The sequence below is a fragment of the Serratia sp. J2 genome (genome assembly GCF_046269175.1).
Classification (GTDB): Bacteria; Pseudomonadota; Gammaproteobacteria; order Enterobacterales; family Enterobacteriaceae; genus Chania; species Chania fonticola_C.
Genome location: NZ_JBKABN010000065.1, coordinates 1 through 4,866, shown reverse-complemented (window position 1 = coordinate 4,866; position 4,866 = coordinate 1). Strand labels below are relative to the sequence as shown.

Below are 4,866 nucleotides of genomic sequence, written 5' to 3'. Positions count from 1 at the left end.
CTACCAACTCGGTTAAAGTCTACCCGCCTTTGGGCGGGTAATTAAAGTGTCTTTAAACATACAAGGGGAAATGAGTAGTATGAACTGACAGCCAATAGCTCAGTCTTTCTTGTTTTATAGCGGTGAGTTCGGGCTTGATTCGCAAGCTCACCCTGCGGTCGGCCCGTCGGCCGTCCAAAATGTCTCTGCGCTGCGAGCCATTTTGTCGAACCCTGTCGAGGTTTCTCACCCCTCTCTGACTGTGTTACATGCAAAAAAAGCCTGAACGTGAATTCAGACTTTCTCTTGGAATATGGCGGTGAGAGAGGGCTTGATTCGCAAGCTCACCCTGCGGGCGGCCCGTCGGCCGTCCAAAATGTCTCTGCGCTGCGAGCCATTTTGTCGAACCCTGTCGAGGCTTCTCACCCCTCTCTGACTGTGTTACATGCAAAAAAAAAGTCTGAACGTGAGTTCAGACTTTCTCTTAAAATATGGCGGTGAGAGAGACCGCCATATATAAAACTAATACAAACCAATTTAATTTAAAAATTCTATATTAATCTGTATATTACGGATTGTTTCATCCAATGCCAACCTAGCGCATACCAACGTATCTTACAACTAATGGCATACTGGATGGCATACCCATTGCTCAGGATAAAACATAATGGCATTACTTACCGACACCAAAGCTCGGCACATCAAACCCGATGACAAGCCATTGCCACATGGTGGCATTACCGGGTTGACACTTCATCCCTCGTCTACCAAAGGCCGTGGGAAATGGGTACTTCGCTATGTGAGCCCGGTGACACAAAAACGGCGTAATGCCGGTTTAGGCAGCTACCCCGAAATCAGTATCGCTGATGCCGCTCGCCTGGCACAAACCATGCGCGAACAGTTGGCAAACAACACTGACCCACTGGAGGTTAAAAAGGCGGAGACAGAAAAAGTCGTTATTCCTACATTCGAAGAGGCCGCACGAACAGTTCACAGTGAGTTATTGCAGGGTTGGAAGAATAAAAAACACGGTAAGCAATGGCTCTCCAGTCTCGAGCGCAACATCTTTCCGTCATTAGGTTCTAAACCGCTGGATACCATTACTGTTGCGGATATTGCGGCGGCCTTACGGCCTATCTGGTTAAGTCTGGCTCAAACCGCTGGCAGGGTGAAACAGCGTATCCATGCTGTGATGCAGTGGGGATGGGCTCATGGCTACTGTAATGCCAACCCGGTTGATGTGGTGACCCATTTGTTACCTCAACAAATCAGCGCCAATCTACGTACTGAACACCAGCCTGCCATGTCATGGCGGGAACTTCCTTCATATGTCAGCAGTCACGTTTATAGTGATGAACGTTATAGTGTCACCCGTGCTCTACTGCTGTTTGTCATCCTGACTGCCTCCCGTTCCGGTGAAGCGCGTGCCATGCGATGGGATGAAGTCGATTTCAAAAATCGCCTTTGGACATTACCTGGCGAGCGAATGAAAGCGGGGGTGCTTCACCGGGTTCCTTTATCTCAGCAGGCTGTTGCTGTGCTTGAAAAGATGAGGGGATTGCATGACGAACTGGTATTTCCTTCCCCCAGGAAGCAAACGGTATTATCAGATATGGTACTCACTGCATTTCTGCGTAAAACAAACGCCCCCAGTGATACCTTAGGTAGGGTGGCAACTGCTCACGGGTTCCGCTCCAGTTTCCGTGACTGGTGTAGCGAACAGGGATACCCTCGTGACCTGGCTGAACGGGCATTGGCGCACACCATACAAAACAAAGTGGAAGCCGCTTATCATCGAACCGACCTTCTGGAGCAACGGCGTCCTATGATGAAGGCATGGGCAGATTATGTTTCACCTATCGCATCTGATGCTATGTAAATACGCGCCCCATTTGGGCGCTTTTACGTTGTCTCTTTTTTACGACCTGTTTCTTTGAATGCTGAATGAATCGATTTGTCATCTCTTGACCAGTCAAGAATACGACGTACCAAGTTTTCTTTCTTGATGCCTGTCGCTTTTCTTTTTTGTTCAGATGTCGGCAGTTTCTGGTTCTCTTTCGTTATTTCATTATCCCGCTCTTCAACAAACTGCCACAGCGACTCTTCAATTGCCTCAACTGCTGATGCTTTATTTTTCCATCCTCCTTTTGGCATCTTTTCGTACAGCAATCTTATTACTTCATGTTTAACTTTGATGAAGCGTTCGGCTTTAGCGAGTCCTCCCATACGTGCGTTTTGTTGCCGGTTTTCTTTATCCTCGTTGCGGTGTTTTATCCACAGGTGGTGTGCAATCATTCCATCACACTGATTAAAAAAGCTTATAGCCTCGCGTAATGCTTTCCAACCCTCACTCGGGTCAATCGGCCAAACATATCGGGCCCAATGATACTTAACCGCAGCACGAAAAAGCAGCATGCTGAACTCTTCTTCCATCTCTTCGGGATTTCTACCGTAGAGATAATTATCGAGTACGTGATCTAAACTCCACTGAGCACGCCATCCGGAACCCTTTAACCCTATATCTTTGGCTTGATCCACTATCGGTTTTACGTATGCATTATCATCATTCAACCATGCCATATCATCAGGCCAAGTGCTGTATTCCAAACTGTTCTTGAGTCTGTGACGCACGGCTTCAAACTCTGTGATAAGTTCGTTAAATAGCAACTCAGAATAAATATTATCTATTGTTTTCAATTGGATGGCCCTGAGAAAAAATTACGTAAAGCAGCCGTATTTTTTTGACATTGCTCAGCAGGTAAGCTTTCTCCCGTACAAAGTGAATCCGATTAGGGGAAGTCTCAACCATGTCTTTATACGCTGTCAAAATACTACGTCTGCCTGCTGTTGTTAACAAAACAGGGCTGGCTAGATCCACCATCTATGATTGGATCAATCCGAAGTCACCCCGTTACGATCCCAGTTTCCCAAAACAACGGTCGTTGGGAAAAAAATCTGTTGGCTGGCTTGAATCCGAGTTGGATGAATGGCTGCAACATCGTTGCAAAGTAACGCATTAGTAATCATAAAACTACGTTCCCTCCGATCTTCTTTGAGGGAGGGGGAACTGAACCATCGTTAAATTGATGACTCACCCTATCCATATTGCAGCCCACTTTTTAAAAGGTGACAGAGTTACACTCAAGCTACTGTGTTAACTCAAGAAATATAGTGATGCAGTCCTAAATATAGAACCTGCTGTAAATTGTCCGCAAACAGTTATTTTACTGTTGAAGGCAAGGGTATAATGTATTGCAGTATGACTATAATAAGTGTGAAATTTAATTGAAGGCGACGAAAATGTATAATACTGAAAATGTTACAGATGATGATAACGGATATCTTGAAGAAGAATTTGTCCCTGATTACGGATATGATTCAGATGAAGATAATTTTGAGGCTGCTTATGATGATGCCCTTAAGTGAAAAAAGTAAGAGGATTTTTATTAAGTAATTTATTTTAATAGAAATCATATTGATGGGTAATAGTAAAAAGCCCCCGGCATCGTGAGATGTCGGGACTGAGTGTTCCTCCTAGCAGGTCACCAATCCAGCTTTGAACATGGTTTGTCGTTGTTTTTGTCATCAGAAATCCGGAATACAGCTCGCAAGAATCAGATACTGATTGCAATCGGCAAAGGGGAGGGGGGCCATGATTAACATCAGCATAATTGAATGGTTACGCTCATTGCCTAATTTGATTATTCACGGAGCACCCAATGACCATTTGGCTCGTTCATCAGCATGGCGTTCCGCCCTCTTCAGGATGCAGAGTTCTATCTGCTGAGGTCGTATATGCTGCTGGAACCGGGCTACTTCGTCCAGAAGCTCATCTCGCTCATCCTCAACGGAGGGCTCATTCTGTTTACGCATGGCGCGGTATGTCGCATCACCGATAAACTTAACCCAGCTGCGAACCAGTGCTGTGGCTTTCTTTCCATATTTGAAGTAAAGCTCAATGGCACGAAGCCGATCTTCGAGCAAATACATAAACAATCCCCTGAGAGTCCAGAAAATCGTCCGGCCCCCCGTAACGGTCATAAATCTTGGCGTTGGCAGGTGGCCGGGGTGATATTCTTGTCAGAGCTGGTGAACGATATGGTTTAACGAACCAGCACGCCCAGTGCATCATTACTGGTAAAGGCCATCTATCGAGGGGGCAGCTATAGTTGTGGTCGGAAAATAACGCGCTGGATAATCTACTTATCTCTTTTTTCCATCAAATTCGAACGTGATGACTGTGCTCACATTGAACCGCCGCGTCAGCTTGATAAGGTCTCCCCTTGGTGACTCAGTAGTTGTGGGTTTAGCAAGCGATGGATGCTGCGCCGTAATCGGCACAGGCACGCTACCGCCCTCCCTGTTCTTGTTCAGGGCCTGAAAGGGGACTTGATTGAAACTGGGGGTAGACAGCAGGCAAGAACAAACGTAATCAGAGAAAGGACATATCCAATGATACGGTTGATCTATCCGTAAGTCGCACCTAACGCCTCATATCGGCAAGGTCACTGATAGCAAAAAGTAGTATCACAGTAGTGTAAGAACATAACGCAATACGCTTTTGGCGCAACCGCTTATTCTATAACAAGATTATCTGAAGTATTCAAGACGGTATTCAGCATTTTGTTTGCCGAATACCTGACTGCGTGAATGGAATGAGCCTCATGTGCAGTCAGCCCCATATCATCGAGCAACCTACGGGGTCCTTGGTGGAACTTGGGTGCGAGCCACATGAACCATAAAGTTCGGTGCAAGGTTTACTACACTCACCGGTATGGCGTTACCAACCCCCAAGTGAATCACTGCCCCTGACCCGCGACAGCCTCACTAATTGGAGAAGGGGATCAACCATAGTGTCATTAATGGCCCCAGATTGATGCTAAAAGA

At 46.2% G+C, this 4,866-nt stretch carries 5 protein-coding genes; 4 read left to right on the top strand and 1 reads right to left on the bottom strand.

Going from position 1 to position 4,866, the window contains the following annotated elements; genetic code table 11:
• The first annotated feature begins 646 nt into the window (after positions 1 to 646).
• Complete coding sequence (locus ACKWMY_RS27805) at positions 647 to 1,858, top strand: tyrosine-type recombinase/integrase (protein ID WP_409487489.1); 1,212 nt, start codon at positions 647 to 649, stop codon at positions 1,856 to 1,858.
• A 23-nt stretch (positions 1,859 to 1,881) separates the two neighbouring features.
• On the opposite strand, the gene ACKWMY_RS27800 is transcribed toward ACKWMY_RS27805, so the two are convergent.
• Positions 1,882 to 2,676 (bottom strand): hypothetical protein, encoded by a 795-nt coding sequence (locus tag ACKWMY_RS27800; RefSeq protein ID WP_409487488.1) that lies wholly within the window; start codon positions 2,674 to 2,676, stop codon positions 1,882 to 1,884.
• Between the two features lie 110 nt (positions 2,677 to 2,786).
• Between ACKWMY_RS27800 and ACKWMY_RS27795 the strand changes: the two genes are divergently transcribed.
• The 3 genes from ACKWMY_RS27795 to ACKWMY_RS27785 all read left to right on the top strand — a co-directional run bounded on the left by ACKWMY_RS27795 (position 2,787) and on the right by ACKWMY_RS27785 (position 4,086).
• Entirely contained in the window at positions 2,787 to 2,999 is a 213-nt protein-coding gene (locus ACKWMY_RS27795; RefSeq protein ID WP_409487487.1) for an AlpA family transcriptional regulator, read from the top strand.
• A gap of 280 nt (positions 3,000 to 3,279) precedes the next feature.
• Positions 3,280 to 3,405 carry a hypothetical protein gene (locus ACKWMY_RS27790; protein ID WP_409487486.1) on the top strand — a complete coding sequence of 42 codons (126 nt, stop codon included), beginning with the start codon at positions 3,280 to 3,282 and terminating at the stop codon, positions 3,403 to 3,405.
• Between the two features lie 369 nt (positions 3,406 to 3,774).
• Positions 3,775 to 4,086, top strand: coding sequence for a hypothetical protein (locus ACKWMY_RS27785; protein ID WP_409487485.1), 312 nt, complete (start codon positions 3,775 to 3,777; stop codon positions 4,084 to 4,086).
• Positions 4,087 to 4,866: the final 780 nt, after the last annotated feature.